This window comes from Citrobacter sp. MGH100 (assembly GCF_001034465.1).
GTDB classification, from domain to species: domain Bacteria; phylum Pseudomonadota; class Gammaproteobacteria; order Enterobacterales; family Enterobacteriaceae; genus Citrobacter; species Citrobacter youngae.
On the sequence record NZ_KQ089800.1, the window covers coordinates 61,583 to 77,343 of the forward strand.

A 15,761-nucleotide genomic window follows, 5' to 3' on the forward strand; every position below is an offset into this window, starting at 1 on the left:
CTCAAAGCTCCCTTGCCAGTTTGCGTTTTTCGTTCCAGGCCGTGGCACTGATGCTGACCAGGATAATGGCGCCGCTGAATACGGTGTGCCAGTAAGAGGAGACGCTGAGCAGCGTCAGACCATTTTGTAAGAAGGCGAGCAAGACAACGCCGAGCAGGGTTCCGGTCAACGTACCGCGCCCGCCGCTCATGCTGGTTCCGCCGAGTACGACCGCCGCCAGCACCGTCAGCTCAAAGCCGAGCAGCGAATTGGGTGCAACTGACTGGGTGATTTGCGCCTGAACCACGGCGGCAACACCTGCCAGAATGCCCATATAGCCATAGACGTAGAAATGCAGCTTCAGCAGATTCAGCCCCAGGCGTGAGGCCGCGTCGCGGTTGCCGCCCATGGCGTAAACCTGACGGCCAAGACGGGTATAGTTCATCAGCACTGCGGTAAAGACGATCACCGCCGCCAGGCACAGCAGGGGCAGGGTCAGGCCGTAGTCGTAGCCATCTGCCGCGGTGAAGGAGAACCAGTTAATGCCGTTCATAAACCAGTCAGGGAAACCGTACAGCCAGGTGCCTTTGGTGGCGTAAACCAGAAGGCCGTAGTAGACGTTCAGCGTGGCGATGGTAATGATGATTGCCGGAACGCGCAGCCAGTAGACCAGGAAGCCATTAATCAGTCCAAGCAGCAGGCCCACTGCAATCGCAATGGTTAATGCCAGTGCGAAGTTGCCGCCGTGGCCGATCACCCAACTGGCCATCGCATACTGGGCAATCGCGGTCATCGCCGGAAATGAGATATCGATCCCGCCGGAAATCAGCACCACAAACATCCCACAGGCAAGGATGCCGAGAATCGCGTAGCTGGTGGCCACATCCGTCAGGTTCCCCAAAGACAAGAACTCGTCGGTGCTGATGCTCAGCCCAACCGCCAGCGCCACGACCAGCAGGCCCAGCCAGAATTCATGTTGCCCGATTAAACGGGACAGATGCATCTTATTCATTGATTACCTCGACCACTTCAGCAATCTCCTCTTCACGGCAGTGATGAGGATTAAATTCCGCCACCAGCCTGCCGCGACGCATCACCAGCACGCGGTGGCTGTTGTAATACGCTTCCGGGATTTCATCGCAAATCATCAGCACCGCCATACCTTGTTCCGCTAAATCGCGGGCTATCTGGTAAATGCCCTCTTTGTTGGCGATATCCACGCCTACGGTAGGCGAGTCGAGGATCAGAATGCGGGGATTGGTCGCCACCCATTTGGCAATGGCGATGCGCTGGGCATTCCCGCCGGAAAGTGTTTTGACCGGCAGGTGCGGATCGGACACCTTGATATTTAGCTCGCGGATCAAATCGGCGACCAGCTTTTGCGCTTTACGATGATCGAGCAAGCCGCTACCGGTGTGCAGTTGATCAAACACCGTGACGATGGTGTTGTCGTAGATCGATTGCTCCATGATCAGCCCCTGCGTCAGGCGATCTTCTGAGACGTAGCCGATCCCGTGCTTAATGGCGTCGTGGTTATTACGAAGCGTGACCGGCTGACCGTTAATACGCATCTCTCCGCTTTCCGGGTGTGTCATGCCAAACAGGCTCAGACAAAGCTCGGTACGCCCGGCGCCCAACAGGCCGACAATTGAGACAATCTCGCCGCCGTGCAGCGACAGATTGATGTTCTGGTATTTGCCTCTGCGGCTTAGGTTGCGCAGCTCCAGCAGGGGGGCTCGAGCGTCGAATGATTTCTCCGGCAACGGACTGTAATGGAAGCGTTGTCCGGTCATCAGGAAAGCCAGCTCGTGGCTGTCCAGTTCGCTGGCAGGATATGTGCCCACCAGTTTGCCGTCGCGCATCACGCTGATGCGGTCTGCCACTTCCATCACTTCATCCAGACGATGGCTGACAAACACCACGCAAATGCCGGCCGCTTTCAGTTCGTTAACCACCTTCAGCAGGCCATTGACCTCCTGACGGGTCAGCGAGGCGGTGGGCTCGTCCATAATCACCAGGCGCGCGTCGGCGGCAATTGCCCGACAAATAGCGACCAGCTGTCGGTCGGCAATCGAGAGTTTTTCAACTTTTTTATCGGGATCGATATTCACCCCGATACGCTTCATGGCGGCCAGCGCCTGCTGTTTCATGGCTCCGCGACGCACCCAGATATCGCCGCCGGGAAGGTAGCGGTTAACCGCAATATTTTCCGCGACGCTAAAGTTGGGGAACAACGACAGGTCCTGGTAGATAACCTGAATGCCATAATGGGAAGAGAGCTGCGGCGTCAGGTGATGGAACAGTTTGCCATCGAGTAAAATCTGCGCGCCTTTTTCCGGGTGATATACCCCGGAGATCACTTTAATAATGGTGCTTTTACCACAGCCGTTTTGACCCGCCAGACAGTGAACTTCGCCTTTTCTCAGCGTCAGATTCACGTTATCCAGCGCCAGCACGCCCGGGAATTGTTTGCTGATATTCTCAAGAGTGATAAATGCGGTGGTGTCTGTCATGGACAATACCCCTGCGAGCGTCCTGACGGACGCTGAGTGTTAGTTTGGTGGATAGCGCCGACCAGACGGTCGGCGTTATGGTTTCCCTGGTGTTGGCAAAAGCCTTAGAAACCGAGTGACTGTGCGTTGTCTTTGGTGACTTCGAGGATCTTGTTAAAGCGGATCACTTTCTTCTCCGTGTCGATATCGGCTTTCCCTAAACCGTCGATACTCAGGTCTGCATTGACTTCTTTGCCCTGCAACAGCTGATCGGCAACCGTTACCAGCGCATAGCCCGCATCCTTTGGATCCCACAGCAGCGCTTTTTTGATATCTCCACGCATCAGGTAAGGCGCAGCCTGTGCTGGCATGGCGATCCCGACGACGGCAATTTTATCTTTGGCGCGTTTTTTCTGTACAGCCTGACCCGCACCAATTGGACCCAGCGAGCCGAAACCGATAATCCCCTTCATCTGCGGATAGGTTTTCATCAGATCCAGCGTCGTGGCGTAGGATTTATCGATGCTTTCCGCAACCGGCAGACGTGAAGTGACCTCGAACATTTCCGGATATTTTTCTTTCTGGTACTTGATTGCATAATCCGCCCACGCGTTATGCAATGGGACCGTCAGCGAACCGACATAGATGGCATAACCCCCTTTGCCGCCCATGTTTTTTGCTAGCTCATCAACGTTGGCCTGCGCGTATTTTTCACTGTCGATGGTTTCGATATCCCACTGACCGATTTGCTCGTCCGGGGATTCGTGCGTCAGGACCACAATGCCTTTATCGCGCGCTTTTTTCAGTACTGGCTCAAGAACCTTGGCATCGTTTGGTACCACGATGATCGCGTTGACGTTTTTGGCGATCAGATCCTCAATCACTTTGACCTGCTGTGCCGGGTCCGGCGTAGACGGACCGGTCTGGTAAGCGTTCACATCCAGTTTTTTTGCTGCTTCGTTAACACCGGTTTCCATGCGGTTAAACCAGGGAATACCGGTGACTTTGGCAACCACAGCAATTTCATATTTTTCCGCCGCAAAGGACGTGCCGGACAACATGCATGCAGAAACCAGGGTTGCACTGAGTAATGCGAGTTTGAATTTCATAGTTGTACCTTTCGTAGGGGGCAGGACATGTCACGGCGTGAAGTTAACAACGAATGGAAGAGGGAATGAATCATAAGTTTGGAGAATGTGATGCACGCCCATTATTGTGAATTTATGGAAATAAAATAGTTAACAATTAGTTAAATTTACATGTTTTTAGATTCAAGCGTTCAAATTAATTGTTAATGAAGCATTAAAATGAAACCATTAATTAACATTTTATTATCATTTGACTTAAGATTTGACGCCGAAAAGGTGTTTGGGTGGAATTTCCCGAAGAAGAAATTATCGAAATTGAGAACTGAATCGATACCGGAAAAGGGTGCTCAACTTTTTTTCGTTCAATGGTATCCTCGGCACACTTGTGCCAAATACGGCATCATTATTTGTGGCGGTGTTGATTTTTAACGTGGAGAACTCATGCAAGGCGTTAAACGTATCATTATGACGTTGTTTCTCGCTGTCCTGTCTTTTGGCACAGGTGCACATCCCCACAGCTTTATTCATCTGAAAACCGAAGTTGTGAGCGAAAATGATCGGTTCGTCGCGCTAAAAATGCGCTGGACGATGGATGAAATCACGTCGGCGGATCTGCTTTACGACGCGGGGAATGCTAAACCTGGCGATGAAATTTGGAAAAAACTGGCGGCGGAAGTGATGGCCAACGTTCTCGGGCAGCACTATTTCACCGAAGTATGGCACGATGGGAAAAAGGTAAAGTTTAAAAACAGACCGACGGAATATGGCATGGAGCGTGAAGAACACCAGGCGGTGCTGACGTTCGTTCTGCCGCTGGCCGAAGCTCAACCACTGAGCGGTCAAAAATATACTATTTCGACCTTCGATCCGACCTACTACGTCGATATGAGCTATGACAAAGACAGCGACGCCCGGCTTTCGCAGACCATAAGCCAGCAATGCCATATTTCAATGCATACGCCGACGCCGAATGAACACATGCTGAGCTTTGCGCAGTCGCTGGATAAAGAAGACGCACCGCCGGAGGATATGGAGTTGGGTAAACAGTTTGCACAGACGGTGACGCTGCAATGTCAGTAGTTTATCAACAACGCGCAGCCAGACGCCGTTGGCTCACGCTATGGCCGCTGGCGGTCTTTTTGTTGCTGGCGACAGGCGGGGTGCTGTGGTTGTGGCAGGCCTGGCCTCAGGTAATGATGCAAAGTGTCGTCTGGCAGCGCGACGTTAACCAGCAGATGAGCGGGTTGCTGAAAGCGGTTGCCGCGAACCCCACACGTGCGGGCGGATCTCTGCTGCTGTTTAGCTTTATTTATGGGGTATTGCACGCATTGGGGCCGGGGCACGGCAAAATCGTCATCACGACCTGGCTTGCGACGCATCCGTCGAAACTCAAGTCGAGCATTGGGCTGACGCTGGCGTCGTCCCTATTGCAGGGGCTGGTGGCAATAGGACTGGTGGTTGTAGTCCTCACCGTCTTGCAACTGCCTGCCCGACAGCTGCATATGAGCAGTTTCTGGCTGGAGAAAGGAAGTTATGCGCTGGTTGGCGTGTTGGGTGTTTTATTGTGTGTCCGTGCGCTAAAGAAATTGCGCCAGCTGCTCCGCCGTCCGAAATTCACCGCCTTTACGCCGCACCATGTGCATCACGAGGGCTGCGGCTGCGGGCATCAGCATTTGCCCAACCCGGAACAACTGCAAAGCGGTGATGACTGGCGCGCCCGGTTGATGATTATTCTCTCTATGGGCATGCGCCCATGCTCTGGCGCAATTATGGTGCTGCTGTTCAGTAAAGTGGTTGGCGTCTTTAGCTGGGGTATGGCGTCGGCGCTGGCGATGGCGGCAGGAACCTCTTTAACGATTACGTCACTGGCTCTGCTGGTACACAGTTTTCGCTCGCTGGCGGTGAGAATTAGCGGACACAAAGCGCCGGTGCTGTGGCGGCAAATCGGATGGACGACGCTGGCGTTAGCCGGTGGTGCAGTGCTTATTGCTGCTGCGGTAGTGATGTGGATGAGCGCGGTGCCGGTGGGGCGGGGGATAAGACCGTTTTAGCACTGTTGTAGGATGAATGCCTGATGGCGCCTCGCTTATCAGGCCTACGGGGAACGCCCCTGGTAGGCCGGATAAGGCGCTAGCCGCCATCCGGCATCAAACGATTAGCGTTTCAGCGCGTCGCTCAGTTCATCACGCATGTTCGCCAGCATGGCTTTAACAACGCGCGGGTTACCTGCAACGATGTTGCCGGTCGCCAGATAGTTATGACCACCGGTGAAGTCGCAAACCAGTGCGCCAGCTTCACGCGCAATCAGCTCACCTGCTGCGAAATCCCATGGTTTCAGACCGATTTCGAAGTAACCGTCAACGCGCGCAGCGGCAACGTAAGCCAGATCCAGCGCAGCAGAACCTGTGCGGCGGAAGTCAGCGCACTCGGTAAACATTTTGCCAAGAATTTTCATGTAAGAAGCGGCGTGCTGCTTCGCTTTGAACGGGAAACCGGTGGCGATGATGGTGCCGTCCAGATCGCGGGCGGTGCTGCCACGCAGACGATAGCCGTTCAGCTGTGCGCCCTGGCCGCGAGTGGCGGTGAACAGTTCGTTACGCATTGGATCGTAAACAACGGCGACTTCAGTACGGCCTTTAATGCGTACTGCGATAGATACTGCGAAGTGCGGCAGACGTTTTACGAAGTTGGTAGTGCCATCCAGTGGATCGATAACCCATTGAACATCCTGATCTTCACCTGCGTGCTCACCGCTTTCTTCGGTGATGATGGTGTGCTGTGGGTAAGATTTGCGAATAGTTTCGATAATAATCGCTTCGGCGGCTTTATCGACGTTAGTCACGAAATCATTGCTGCCTTTCTGGCTGGTTTCTACAGAGTCTGGGGTTTCGTAGTGTTTGGCAATTACATTACCCGCCTTGCGCGCTGCGCGCACGGCGATGGTCAGCATCGGATGCATCGGTCTCTCTCACTGGATGTTAAAGAACGGGAAAACGGCGCAGAGTATAGCAACGAGTTCGGAATATGTCTTCGTTTTATGATAATATGCCCGAATAATCTTTAGCCGAAGAAATACAATGCTGCAAAATATTCGAATCGTGCTGGTGGAAACCTCTCACACTGGCAACATGGGCTCTGTAGCCCGCGCAATGAAAACCATGGGTTTAACCAATCTGTGGCTGGTAAATCCACTGGTTAAACCGGACTCTCAGGCCATCGCTCTGGCGGCAGGTGCCAGTGATGTGATCGGCAGCGCGCAGATCGTCGATACTCTCGATGAAGCGCTGGCAGGTTGCAGCCTGGTAGTAGGCACCAGCGCGCGCTCTCGTACGCTGCCGTGGCCGATGCTGGATCCGCGTGAATGCGGTTTAAAAAGCGTCTCTGAAGCGACGAATTCGCCGGTGGCGCTGGTGTTTGGTCGTGAACGCGTTGGTCTGACGAATGAAGAACTGCAGAAGTGCCATTACCACGTCGCTATTGCTGCGAACCCGGAATACAGTTCGCTGAACCTGGCGATGGCGGTGCAGGTCATCTCTTATGAAGTGCGCATGGCCTGGCTGGCGACGCAGGAAAGCGAGAAGACCGCAGAATACGAAGAAGCTGAGTACCCGCTGGTCGATGATTTAGAGCGTTTTTACGGTCATCTGGAACAAACGCTGCTGTCGACCGGGTTTATCCGTGAAGGGCATCCGGGACAGGTGATGAACAAGCTGCGCCGTCTGTTTACGCGCGCGCGTCCGGAGAGCCAGGAACTGAACATTTTGCGCGGGATTTTAGCGTCGATTGAGCAACAGAATAAAGGCAAGTAAACGTAACGCCTCCGGCAAGTAAAAATGGCACTGAAGGTTAAATACCTGACTAAATTAGTCAAGTAAATAGTTGACTGATTTAGTCGGGAATGTCAGACTTGCCCCTGCTATGCAATACCCCCATTTTACAATAAAAAACCCCGGGCAGGGGCGAGTTTGAGGCTAAGTAAGACATGAGACTGACATCAAAAGGGCGTTATGCCGTGACCGCAATGTTGGACGTTGCGCTCAACTCCGAAACGGGCCCGGTACCGTTGGCTGATATTTCTGAACGTCAGGGAATTTCCCTGTCATATCTGGAGCAGCTGTTTTCCCGTTTGCGTAAAAACGGTCTGGTTTCCAGCGTACGTGGACCAGGCGGCGGGTATCTGCTGGGTAAAGATGCCGGCAGCATCGCAGTAGGTGAAGTAATCAGCGCTGTGGACGAGTCTGTAGATGCGACCCGTTGCCAGGGCAAAGGCGGTTGTCAGGGCGGCGATAAATGCCTGACCCACGCGCTGTGGCGCGATCTGAGCGATCGTCTGACCGGTTTCCTCAACAACATTACGTTGGGCGAACTGGTGAATAATCAGGAAGTCCTGGATGTGTCTGGTCGCCAGCATACCCATGACGCTCCACGCACTAATCGTGCTCAAGACGCGATCGACGTTAAGTTACGCGCATAATAAAAGTATTTTAGAATCAGGCCGGGGTGTTACACACCCCGTTAACACGGTCGTACATCCAGCCGGTTGCCTGATTCCTTGCATTGAAGCGATGTACGGAGTTTATAGAGCAATGAAATTACCGATCTATCTCGACTACTCCGCAACCACGCCGGTGGACCCGCGTGTTGCCGAGAAAATGATGCAGTGTCTGACCCTGGACGGAAACTTTGGTAACCCAGCGTCTCGTTCACACCGTTTCGGCTGGCAGGCTGAAGAGGCGGTAGATATCGCCCGTAACCAGATTGCTGACCTCGTGGGCGCTGACCCGCGTGAAATCGTCTTTACTTCCGGTGCGACTGAATCCGATAACCTGGCGATTAAAGGTGCAGCCAACTTTTATCAGAAAAAAGGCAAGCACATCATCACCAGCAAAACCGAACACAAAGCCGTGCTGGACACCTGTCGTCAGCTGGAGCGCGAAGGGTTCGAAGTCACCTACCTCGCCCCGCAGCGTAACGGCATTATCGACCTGAAAGAACTTGAAGCGGCAATGCGTGACGACACCATCCTCGTGTCCATCATGCACGTGAATAACGAAATCGGCGTGGTGCAGGATATCGCGACTATCGGCGAAATGTGCCGCGCACGCGGCATCATCTATCACGTTGATGCGACCCAGAGCGTGGGCAAACTGCCTATCGATCTGAGCCAACTGAAAGTGGACCTGATGTCCTTCTCCGGTCACAAAATCTATGGCCCGAAAGGTATCGGTGCGCTGTACGTGCGTCGTAAACCGCGTATTCGTATTGAAGCGCAGATGCACGGCGGCGGTCACGAGCGCGGCATGCGTTCCGGTACGCTGCCTGTGCACCAGATCGTCGGCATGGGTGAAGCATACCGTATCGCCAAAGAAGAGATGGAAACCGAGATGGCGCGCCTGCGCAGTCTGCGTAACCGTCTGTGGAACGGCGTGAAAGATATGGAAGAGGTGTATCTCAACGGTGACCTCGAGCAGGGCGCACCGAACATTCTCAACGTCAGCTTCAACTTTGTTGAAGGCGAGTCGCTGATTATGGCGCTGAAAGATCTGGCGGTATCCTCCGGTTCTGCATGTACTTCTGCAAGCCTGGAGCCATCCTACGTGCTGCGCGCACTGGGGATGACCGACGAGCTGGCACACAGCTCAATTCGTTTCTCTTTAGGTCGTTTCACTACCGAAGAAGAGATTGACTACGCCATCAATCTGGTTCGCAACTCCATCGGCCGCCTGCGTGACCTTTCTCCACTGTGGGAAATGTTCAAACAGGGCGTGGATCTGAACAGCATTGAATGGTCACATCACTAATCGGTATCGATAAGGAGAATTCAGCATGGCTTACAGCGAAAAAGTAATCGATCATTACGAGAATCCACGTAACGTGGGCTCTTTTGACAACAGCGACGAGAACGTGGGCAGCGGCATGGTGGGTGCACCGGCCTGTGGCGACGTGATGAAGTTGCAGATTAAAGTCAACAATGAAGGTATCATTGAAGACGCGCGTTTCAAGACTTACGGCTGCGGTTCCGCTATTGCTTCCAGCTCTCTGGTTACCGAATGGGTAAAAGGGAAATCTCTGGACGAAGCACAGGCGATTAAAAACACCGATATCGCCGACGAGCTTGAACTGCCACCGGTGAAAATTCACTGCTCTATTCTGGCTGAAGACGCGATTAAAGCCGCGATTGCGGATTACAAAAGCAAACGTGAAGCAAAATAATTAAGAGTTGAGGTTTTATTATGTCGATTACCTTAAGCGACAGTGCAGCAGCGCGTGTAAATACCTTCCTGGCAAACCGCGGTAAAGGGTTTGGTCTGCGTCTGGGCGTGAGAACCTCCGGCTGCTCAGGTATGGCCTATGTACTGGAATTTGTTGACGAGCCGGCGGCTGAAGATACCGTGTTTGAAGACAAAGGCGTTAAAGTTGTGGTCGACGGTAAGAGCCTGCAATTCCTCGACGGTACGCAGTTAGACTTCGTCAAAGAAGGTCTGAACGAAGGGTTTAAGTTTACTAACCCGAACGTGAAAGACGAATGTGGATGCGGCGAAAGCTTCCACGTGTAACGCGCTTACCGATAACCCCACCGTGGTCGCCTGCGCGTGGGGTTTGTTTTACCTGACTCTCTGGTTTTGCTCCCGTGAACAACAGAGAATCGATGCCCTGAGAATGTTATGGACTACTTCACCCTCTTTGGCTTGCCGGCCCGTTATCAGCTCGATACTCAGGCGCTGAGCCTACGTTTTCAGGATCTACAACGTCAGTATCATCCTGATAAATTCGCCAGCGGTTCCCAGGCGGAACAACTTGCTACGGTTTCGCAGTCCGCCACCATTAACCAGGCCTGGCAAACGCTGCGTCATCCTTTGATGCGCGCCGAATACTTATTGTCTTTACACGGCTTTGACATCCGCAGCGAGCAGCACACGGTGCGCGATACCGCGTTCCTGATGGAACAGCTGGAGCTGCGCGAAGAGCTGGACGAAATTGAACAGGCAAAAGACAGTCAACGTTTAGATGCGTTTATGCAGCGCGTCAGCGAAATGTATAACGTTCGCCATCAATTGATGGTGGAACAGCTGGATAGCGAGACGTGGGACGCGGCGGCAGATACCGTGCGTAAGCTGCGTTTTCTCGATAAACTGCGAAGCAGTGCAGAACAACTCGAAGAAAAACTGCTCGATTTTTAATTTCCGGAAGCGAAAATGGCCTTATTACAAATTAGTGAGCCTGGTCTGAGCGCCGCGCCGCACCAGCGTCGTCTGGCGGTAGGTATCGATTTAGGCACCACCAACTCCCTGGTTGCGACCGTACGCAGCGGCCAGGCCGAAACGCTGGCAGATCATGAAGGTCGCCACCTGTTGCCGTCAGTGGTTCACTATCAGCAGCAGGGTTATTCTGTCGGTTACGATGCCCGCGCCAATGCTGCGCTGGATACGGCAAACACCGTCAGTTCGGTAAAACGCATGATGGGCCGCTCTCTGGCGGATATCCAGGCGCGTTACCCGCATCTGCCTTATACCTTCCAGGCAAGTGAAAATGGCTTGCCGATGATTGAAACCGCTGCCGGTTTGCTTAATCCGGTGCGCGTCTCCGCTGACATTCTGAAAGCGCTGGCTGCGCGGGCAACCGAATCACTGTCCGGCGAACTGGACGGCGTGGTAATTACCGTTCCGGCTTACTTTGACGATGCACAGCGTCAGGGGACCAAAGACGCCGCGCGTCTGGCGGGTCTGCACGTATTACGTCTGCTGAACGAACCGACCGCAGCAGCGATAGCCTATGGCCTGGACTCCGGTCAGGAAGGCGTGATCGCGGTCTACGATCTTGGCGGCGGTACTTTTGATATTTCTATTCTGCGCCTGAGTCGCGGCGTATTCGAAGTGCTGGCGACCGGCGGTGATTCCGCGCTCGGCGGCGACGACTTTGACCATCTGCTGGCGGATTACATTCGCGAGCAGGCGGTTGTTGCCGATCGCAGCGATAACCGCGTACAGCGTGAACTGCTGGATGCCGCTATTGCCGCGAAAATCGCGCTCAGCGATGCCGATTCTGTGACTGTTAATGTGGCGGGATGGCAGGGTGAAATCACCCGTGAAACCTTTAATGAACTCATTTCCGCACTGGTCAAGCGTACGCTGCTGGCCTGCCGTCGCGCGCTGAAAGATGCGGGCGTGGAGCCGCAGGATGTGCTGGAAGTGGTGATGGTCGGTGGTTCAACGCGCGTGCCATTGGTGCGTGAACGCGTCGGTGAATTTTTTGGCCGTACGCCGCTGACTTCTATCGACCCGGACAAAGTGGTCGCCATTGGTGCGGCAATTCAGGCGGATATTCTGGTCGGCAATAAACCAGACAGCGAAATGCTGCTGTTGGACGTTATCCCGCTGTCCCTGGGACTGGAAACGATGGGCGGTCTGGTGGAGAAAGTGATCCCACGTAACACCACTATCCCGGTGGCGCGCGCGCAGGACTTTACCACCTTTAAAGATGGCCAAACCGCGATGTCCATTCACGTGATGCAAGGCGAGCGTGAGCTGGTGCAGGACTGCCGTTCACTGGCGCGTTTTGCGCTGCGCGGCATCCCGGCATTGCCAGCTGGCGGCGCACACATCCGCGTGACCTTCCAGGTGGACGCCGATGGTCTGCTGAGCGTCACCGCCATGGAAAAATCTACCGGCGTTGAGTCCTCAATTCAGGTTAAACCGTCCTACGGTCTGACCGACAGTGAAATCGCCTCCATGATTCAGGATTCGATGAGTTTTGCCGAGCAGGACGTTAAAGCCCGTTGGCTTGCAGAACAGAAAGTCGAAGCGGCACGCGTACTGGAAAGTTTATCCGGTGCGCTGAACGCTGATGCCGCGCTGTTAAGCGCCGCAGAACGTCAGGCTATCGACACCGCCGCCGCGCACTTGAGCGAGGTTGCACAGGGTGACGATGTTGACGCGATAGAACAAGCCATTAAAAACGTAGACAAACAAACCCAGGAATTCGCCGCTCGCCGCATGGACAAGTCCGTCCGTAGCGCGCTGAAAGGCCATTCCGTGGACGAGGTTTAATATGCCAAAGATTGTTATTTTGCCTCATCAGGATCTCTGTCCCGATGGCGCAGTTCTGGAAGCTGAGACCGGCGAAACCATTCTTGACGTTGCCCTGCGTAACGGTATCGAGATTGAACACGCCTGTGAAAAATCCTGTGCCTGCACAACCTGCCACTGCATCGTACGTGAAGGTTTTGATTCTTTGCCGGAAAGCACAGAAGAAGAAGACGACATGCTGGATAAAGCCTGGGGACTGGAGCCGGAGAGTCGTTTAAGCTGTCAGGCACGTGTCACCGAGGACGATTTAGTGGTCGAAATCCCACGTTACACAATCAATCATGCACGTGAGCATTAACAGAGGGTAGTATGGGACTGAAGTGGACCGATAGCCGTGAAATCGGCGAAGCGCTGTACGACGCGTTCCCCGATCTCGACCCCAAGACCGTTCGTTTCACCGATCTGCACCAGTGGATCTGTGACCTGGAAGAGTTCGATGATGATCCACAGGCATCGAACGAAAAAATCCTTGAGGCCATTTTGCTGGTCTGGCTGGACGAAGCCGAATAAGTCAACGGGCTGCCCACGGGTGGCCCGTTTTCCTGTATGCGCGAAAATAAGGATAAATAAAATGACAGAAGCCATGAAAATTACGCTTTCCACGCAACCCGCTGATGCCCGCTGGGGTGAAAAGGCGACATACAGCATTAATAATGACGGTATTACCCTGCACTTGAACGGGAAAGATGACCTCGGCCTTATCCAGCGCGCCGCCCGTAAAATTGACGGCCTGGGTATTAAACATGTCCAACTGGACGGTGAAGGCTGGGATACCGAACGTAGCTGGGCGTTCTGGCAGGGCTACAAAGGACCAAAAGGCACCCGCAAAGTTGAGTGGGCCGCTCTGGATGAGGCGCAGCGCAAAGAGCTGGATAACCGCCTGAAAATTATTGACTGGGTGCGCGATACCATTAACGCCCCGGCAGAAGAGCTGGGCCCGGAACAGTTGGCGCAACGCGCAGTAGACCTGCTGTGCTCTGTTGCCTGCGATAACGTCTCTTACCGGATCACTAAAGGCGAAGATCTGCGCGAGCAGAACTACATGGGATTGCATACCGTAGGTCGTGGCTCTGAACGTCCTCCGGTACTGCTGGCGCTGGATTACAATCCAACTGGCGATAAAGAAGCGCCGGTTTATGCCTGTCTGGTTGGCAAGGGAATTACCTTTGATTCCGGCGGATACAGCATCAAGCAAAGCGCATTTATGGACTCGATGAAGTCTGATATGGGCGGTGCAGCAACGGTGACCGGCGCGCTGGCGTTCGCCATCACCCGTGGCCTGAACAAGCGTGTGAAGCTGTACCTGTGCTGTGCGGATAACCTGATCAGCGGCAACGCCTTTAAGCTCGGTGATATTATTCACTATCGCAACGGTAAAAAAGTTGAAGTAATGAATACCGATGCCGAAGGACGTCTGGTACTGGCCGATGGCCTGATTGACGCCAGCGCGCAAAAACCAGAATTGATCATTGATGCTGCCACGTTGACTGGCGCGGCGAAAACGGCACTGGGCAACGATTACCACGCGCTGTTTAGCTTTGATGATCAGCTGGCTGCCCGTCTGCTGGCAAGCGCGGCGCAAGAAAACGAGCCGTTCTGGCGTCTGCCGTTGGCAGAGTTCCACCGTAGCCAGCTGCCGTCTAACTTTGCCGAGCTGAATAATACTGGCAGTGCGGCCTATCCGGCGGGTGCCAGCACTGCGGCGGGCTTCCTGTCCCATTTCGTGGAAAACTATCAGCAAGGCTGGCTGCACATCGACTGCTCTGCAACCTATCGCAAAGCGCCAGTTGAGCAGTGGTCTGCGGGCGCAACTGGTCTGGGTGTGCGCACGATTGCAAATCTGCTGATTGCCTGAACGGTGTTTTTGTAGGCCGGGTAAGCGAAGTGCCACCCGGCATTTTGCCTGATGGCGACGCCGTGCGTCTTATCAGGCCTACAACCCATATACATAATTTGTGATCTCTATGTCCGAAACGAAAAACGAATTAGAAACCCTGCTGGAGCAAGCGGCGACAGAGCCTGCGCATCGTCCGGCATTTTTCCGTACTTTACTGGAGTCTACCGTCTGGGTGCCGGGTACAGCCGCAGAAGGCGAGGCGGTGGTTGAAGACAGCGCCCTCGATCTTCAGCACTGGGAAAAAGAAGACGGCACCACCGTGATCCCGTTCTTCACCTCCCTGGAAGCTCTTCAGCAGGCGGTTGAAGATGAGCAGGCATTTGTCGTCATGCCGGTGCGTACATTGTTTGAAATGACGCTCGGCGAAACGCTGTTTCTCAACGCGAAACTGCCGACCGGCAAAGAGTTTATGCCGCGTGAAATCAGCCTGCTGATGGGGGAAGAAGGGAATCCGCTCAGCACCCAGGAAGTACTGGAAGGCGGAGAATCGCTGCTCCTCTCTGAAGTCGCTGAACCTCCGGCGCAGATGATTGACTCGCTGACTACGCTGTTTAAAACCATTAAGCCGGTAAAACGCGCGTTTCTCTGCTCGATCAAAGAAAGTCCGGATGCCCAACCCAACCTGCTGATTGGCATTGAAGCCGATGGCGATATTGAAGAGATTATTCATGCCACGGGGAGTGTTGCAACGGATACGTTACCGGGTGATGAACCGATTGATATCTGCCAGGTGGTGAAAGGTGAGAAAGGGGTCAGCCACTTTATTACCGAACACATCGCGCCTTTCTACGAGCGCCGCTGGGGCGGCTTCCTGAGGGATTTCAAACAGAACAGGATTATCTGAGTAAAGGAAAGCCGCCCCGTAGGGCGGCTACCTGGCTTACTTGCCCTGGGCGCTGAGCGTCACGCGTGCAAAATTACCTGAGTAACTCTGGTCCCCGTGAAGACACAACGCGCCAGATACAACAAGCACGATACAGAAGTACCGTATTTTCATTGCGCGGTCCATGCGAAGACCGCATCACGACAGCACCACTGGCGATCATGCCGTGATAGCAAGCACTGAGGTGCGCCTGCGTATACGGCCATACAATGACCTTCCCTAAAGCCAGTGCCCGTTTGCGAGACAGCGGAAAGGGCCGCTCAGAATAATACATTAAATGTTGAATAGTTTCCCTGTTAATTAACTTGACTTTTATTCTCTTAAACCGGAATATTT

Annotated in this window: 18 protein-coding genes; 13 read left to right on the forward strand and 5 right to left on the reverse strand. The window is 53.9% G+C overall.

Annotation, left to right across the window (positions count from 1 at the left end; genetic code table 11):
• Window position 1: 1 nt before the first annotated feature.
• The 3 genes from SK32_RS00275 to SK32_RS00285 all read right to left on the reverse strand — a co-directional run bounded on the left by SK32_RS00275 (window position 2) and on the right by SK32_RS00285 (window position 3,580).
• A complete protein-coding gene (locus SK32_RS00275) occupies window positions 2-991 on the reverse strand; it encodes an ABC transporter permease (RefSeq protein WP_048210915.1) in 990 nt (329 codons plus the stop codon).
• Window positions 984-2,492, reverse strand: coding sequence for a sugar ABC transporter ATP-binding protein (locus tag SK32_RS00280; RefSeq protein WP_048210916.1), 1,509 nt, complete (start codon window positions 2,490-2,492; stop codon window positions 984-986). The genes SK32_RS00275 and SK32_RS00280 overlap by 8 nt, the downstream gene beginning before the upstream one ends.
• A 104-nt stretch (window positions 2,493-2,596) precedes the next feature.
• On the reverse strand, window positions 2,597-3,580 hold the full coding sequence (locus SK32_RS00285) for an autoinducer 2 ABC transporter substrate-binding protein (protein WP_003037665.1): 984 nt from the start codon (window positions 3,578-3,580) through the stop codon (window positions 2,597-2,599).
• 420 nt (window positions 3,581-4,000) lie between these two features.
• Between SK32_RS00285 and SK32_RS00295 the strand changes: the two genes are divergently transcribed.
• Both SK32_RS00295 and SK32_RS00300 read left to right on the forward strand, forming a co-directional pair.
• Entirely contained in the window at window positions 4,001-4,639 is a 639-nt protein-coding gene (locus SK32_RS00295) for a DUF1007 family protein (RefSeq protein WP_048210918.1), read from the forward strand.
• Window positions 4,630-5,610: a nickel/cobalt transporter gene (locus tag SK32_RS00300; RefSeq protein WP_048210919.1), complete on the forward strand. Its 981-nt coding sequence runs from the start codon at window positions 4,630-4,632 to the stop codon at window positions 5,608-5,610. Before SK32_RS00295 ends, SK32_RS00300 begins: the two co-directional genes overlap by 10 nt.
• A gap of 104 nt (window positions 5,611-5,714) precedes the next feature.
• Here the strand turns inward: SK32_RS00300 and suhB are convergent, their stop codons facing one another.
• A complete protein-coding gene (suhB, locus tag SK32_RS00305; RefSeq protein WP_003037670.1) occupies window positions 5,715-6,518 on the reverse strand; it encodes an inositol-1-monophosphatase in 804 nt (267 codons plus the stop codon).
• 118 nt (window positions 6,519-6,636) lie between these two features.
• Here suhB and trmJ point away from each other — a divergent pair, with 118 nt between their 5' ends.
• From trmJ to sseB, 11 genes are all read left to right on the forward strand, one after another.
• Window positions 6,637-7,368 (forward strand): tRNA (cytosine(32)/uridine(32)-2'-O)-methyltransferase TrmJ, encoded by a 732-nt coding sequence (trmJ, locus tag SK32_RS00310; protein WP_003838431.1) that lies wholly within the window; start codon window positions 6,637-6,639, stop codon window positions 7,366-7,368.
• A gap of 173 nt (window positions 7,369-7,541) precedes the next feature.
• Window positions 7,542-8,033: a Fe-S cluster assembly transcriptional regulator IscR gene (iscR, locus tag SK32_RS00315; RefSeq protein WP_003037674.1), complete on the forward strand. Its 492-nt coding sequence runs from the start codon at window positions 7,542-7,544 to the stop codon at window positions 8,031-8,033.
• 112 nt (window positions 8,034-8,145) lie between these two features.
• Complete coding sequence (gene iscS / locus SK32_RS00320) at window positions 8,146-9,360, forward strand: cysteine desulfurase (protein WP_003835233.1); 1,215 nt, start codon at window positions 8,146-8,148, stop codon at window positions 9,358-9,360.
• Between the two features lie 25 nt (window positions 9,361-9,385).
• Window positions 9,386-9,772 carry a Fe-S cluster assembly scaffold IscU gene (gene iscU / locus SK32_RS00325; RefSeq protein WP_002913991.1) on the forward strand — a complete coding sequence of 129 codons (387 nt, stop codon included), beginning with the start codon at window positions 9,386-9,388 and terminating at the stop codon, window positions 9,770-9,772.
• Between the two features lie 20 nt (window positions 9,773-9,792).
• A complete protein-coding gene (iscA, locus tag SK32_RS00330; RefSeq protein WP_003037681.1) occupies window positions 9,793-10,116 on the forward strand; it encodes an iron-sulfur cluster assembly protein IscA in 324 nt (107 codons plus the stop codon).
• A 108-nt stretch (window positions 10,117-10,224) separates the two neighbouring features.
• Window positions 10,225-10,740 (forward strand): co-chaperone HscB, encoded by a 516-nt coding sequence (gene hscB / locus SK32_RS00335; RefSeq protein ID WP_048210920.1) that lies wholly within the window; start codon window positions 10,225-10,227, stop codon window positions 10,738-10,740.
• A 15-nt stretch (window positions 10,741-10,755) separates the two neighbouring features.
• Window positions 10,756-12,606 carry a Fe-S protein assembly chaperone HscA gene (hscA, locus tag SK32_RS00340; RefSeq protein WP_048210921.1) on the forward strand — a complete coding sequence of 617 codons (1,851 nt, stop codon included), beginning with the start codon at window positions 10,756-10,758 and terminating at the stop codon, window positions 12,604-12,606.
• Window position 12,607: 1 nt separating this feature from the next.
• Window positions 12,608-12,943 (forward strand): ISC system 2Fe-2S type ferredoxin, encoded by a 336-nt coding sequence (gene fdx / locus SK32_RS00345; RefSeq protein WP_003037690.1) that lies wholly within the window; start codon window positions 12,608-12,610, stop codon window positions 12,941-12,943.
• A gap of 11 nt (window positions 12,944-12,954) precedes the next feature.
• Window positions 12,955-13,155: a Fe-S cluster assembly protein IscX gene (gene iscX / locus SK32_RS00350; RefSeq protein ID WP_003037694.1), complete on the forward strand. Its 201-nt coding sequence runs from the start codon at window positions 12,955-12,957 to the stop codon at window positions 13,153-13,155.
• Between the two features lie 61 nt (window positions 13,156-13,216).
• On the forward strand, window positions 13,217-14,500 hold the full coding sequence (pepB, locus tag SK32_RS00355) for an aminopeptidase PepB (RefSeq protein WP_003037696.1): 1,284 nt from the start codon (window positions 13,217-13,219) through the stop codon (window positions 14,498-14,500).
• A 109-nt stretch (window positions 14,501-14,609) separates the two neighbouring features.
• A complete protein-coding gene (sseB, locus tag SK32_RS00360) occupies window positions 14,610-15,386 on the forward strand; it encodes an enhanced serine sensitivity protein SseB (protein WP_048210922.1) in 777 nt (258 codons plus the stop codon).
• A gap of 36 nt (window positions 15,387-15,422) precedes the next feature.
• On the opposite strand, the gene timP is transcribed toward sseB, so the two are convergent.
• Entirely contained in the window at window positions 15,423-15,551 is a 129-nt protein-coding gene (gene timP, locus SK32_RS26575) for a small toxic inner membrane protein TimP (protein ID WP_306308094.1), read from the reverse strand.
• Between the last annotated feature and the right edge of the window lie 210 nt (window positions 15,552-15,761).

Coding starts and splice junctions, on each gene's coding strand:
- SK32_RS00280 (WP_048210916.1), bottom strand. CDS start 2,492: ATGACAGACACCACCGCATTTATCACTCTTGAGAATATCAGCAAACAA.
- hscA (WP_048210921.1), top strand. CDS start 10,756: ATGGCCTTATTACAAATTAGTGAGCCTGGTCTGAGCGCCGCGCCGCAC.
- iscA (WP_003037681.1), top strand. CDS start 9,793: ATGTCGATTACCTTAAGCGACAGTGCAGCAGCGCGTGTAAATACCTTC.
- iscU (WP_002913991.1), top strand. CDS start 9,386: ATGGCTTACAGCGAAAAAGTAATCGATCATTACGAGAATCCACGTAAC.
- iscX (WP_003037694.1), top strand. CDS start 12,955: ATGGGACTGAAGTGGACCGATAGCCGTGAAATCGGCGAAGCGCTGTAC.
- SK32_RS00285 (WP_003037665.1), bottom strand. CDS start 3,580: ATGAAATTCAAACTCGCATTACTCAGTGCAACCCTGGTTTCTGCATGC.
- sseB (WP_048210922.1), top strand. CDS start 14,610: ATGTCCGAAACGAAAAACGAATTAGAAACCCTGCTGGAGCAAGCGGCG.
- pepB (WP_003037696.1), top strand. CDS start 13,217: ATGACAGAAGCCATGAAAATTACGCTTTCCACGCAACCCGCTGATGCC.
- iscS (WP_003835233.1), top strand. CDS start 8,146: ATGAAATTACCGATCTATCTCGACTACTCCGCAACCACGCCGGTGGAC.
- SK32_RS00295 (WP_048210918.1), top strand. CDS start 4,001: ATGCAAGGCGTTAAACGTATCATTATGACGTTGTTTCTCGCTGTCCTG.
- SK32_RS00300 (WP_048210919.1), top strand. CDS start 4,630: ATGTCAGTAGTTTATCAACAACGCGCAGCCAGACGCCGTTGGCTCACG.
- trmJ (WP_003838431.1), top strand. CDS start 6,637: ATGCTGCAAAATATTCGAATCGTGCTGGTGGAAACCTCTCACACTGGC.
- SK32_RS00275 (WP_048210915.1), bottom strand. CDS start 991: ATGAATAAGATGCATCTGTCCCGTTTAATCGGGCAACATGAATTCTGG.
- hscB (WP_048210920.1), top strand. CDS start 10,225: ATGGACTACTTCACCCTCTTTGGCTTGCCGGCCCGTTATCAGCTCGAT.
- iscR (WP_003037674.1), top strand. CDS start 7,542: ATGAGACTGACATCAAAAGGGCGTTATGCCGTGACCGCAATGTTGGAC.
- fdx (WP_003037690.1), top strand. CDS start 12,608: ATGCCAAAGATTGTTATTTTGCCTCATCAGGATCTCTGTCCCGATGGC.
- timP (WP_306308094.1), bottom strand. CDS start 15,551: ATGGACCGCGCAATGAAAATACGGTACTTCTGTATCGTGCTTGTTGTA.
- suhB (WP_003037670.1), bottom strand. CDS start 6,518: ATGCATCCGATGCTGACCATCGCCGTGCGCGCAGCGCGCAAGGCGGGT.